Genomic DNA, 1,052 nt, shown 5'->3' with positions numbered 1-1,052 from the left:
ATGGCGTTCCTTGAGCCTTTTTACACTGATGGCAGTGGCACATCGCAACCTCTTGGATATCAGCATCATATTGATACTGCACCTCTTCGCAAAGACAAGTTCCTTTTATCATGTATCTCTCCGGCATTTTTATCCTAATGAAACAACATAACCTGTAGACCTCTGTAGCTCAAGCATTTCTATAATGAGAAGTATTCACTCTAGCTAACACAAGTACCTTCGGCCTAAATCGCTTATCAATTCCTTTAGCATAAACCGCTACTTTTGTTAGAATAGCTCCCTTATCAGGGACTATAAAAGTTAGTATGAAAAAAGCATACTAGACAAGGGAGTATTTAAGTGCAGACCAAACTACTATTTTTTATCACGCTCTGTGTACTGGTGTTACCAAATGTGAGTGCTGAGGTTTTTCGCTGGACTGACGCCAATGGGCAAGTTCATTTCAGTGATCACGCTCGAGCGCCTTCTGCTGCAAAAGAAGTCGAGATCGACACAAGCAAAATGAATATAACCAGTGAACTCAGCTCACCCGAGCAGCTTCAACGCCAGGCAGAAGATCTGGACGCATTACGCCAGCAAAAACTCGAACAATGGCAGAGTAAACGAAAGGATCAACCTACAAAGGACGATTGGTGTAATTGGGCACGATCTTATTTACNGACGATTGTAGGTCGTGTTGTTTTTCTCGATGACAATAATCAAGCTGTCAAAGTCTCTGAAAAAGAGCGTAAAGAACGGGCCCAGAAACTGGCAAAAGAGATAGAAAAACGATGCTAAAGATAAGCTTCGTTGCGCTGACGCTAGCATTGATCTTTGCGTTCTCGGCTCAAAACGTATACGCCCAAATATACAAATATCAAGGTAGTGATGGTAAGTGGCACTATAGCGATAAAAAACCTGCTTCCAAACAAACAAAAGTTGAGAGTATCAATTACCAAAGCAAAACTAAGAAAACACTTAAACCTCATCTCGTGCTTTCACACAGTGACAATGGAACTGACTTTATTGTTCACAACCCCTATTTTGCACCAATTCAAATATTCTTAAGTGTT

The 1,052-nt window shown here is 41.0% G+C and carries 2 protein-coding genes; both read left to right on the top strand.

The genetic code is table 11. The features are described 5' to 3' along the window. Positions 1-339 precede the first annotated feature (339 nt). Positions 340-777, top strand: coding sequence for a DUF4124 domain-containing protein (locus A3763_RS00875; RefSeq protein WP_068759817.1), 438 nt, complete (start codon positions 340-342; stop codon positions 775-777). Continuing rightward, a partial coding sequence (locus A3763_RS00870; RefSeq protein ID WP_156494789.1) for a DUF4124 domain-containing protein occupies positions 771-1,052 on the top strand: 282 nt, incomplete at its 3' end. The genes A3763_RS00875 and A3763_RS00870, both read left to right, overlap by 7 nt.

The organism is Oleiphilus sp. HI0128 (assembly GCF_001635365.1).
The sequence above is the reverse complement of the archived record's forward strand: the minus strand, read 5'-3'. Positions and strand labels throughout refer to the sequence as shown.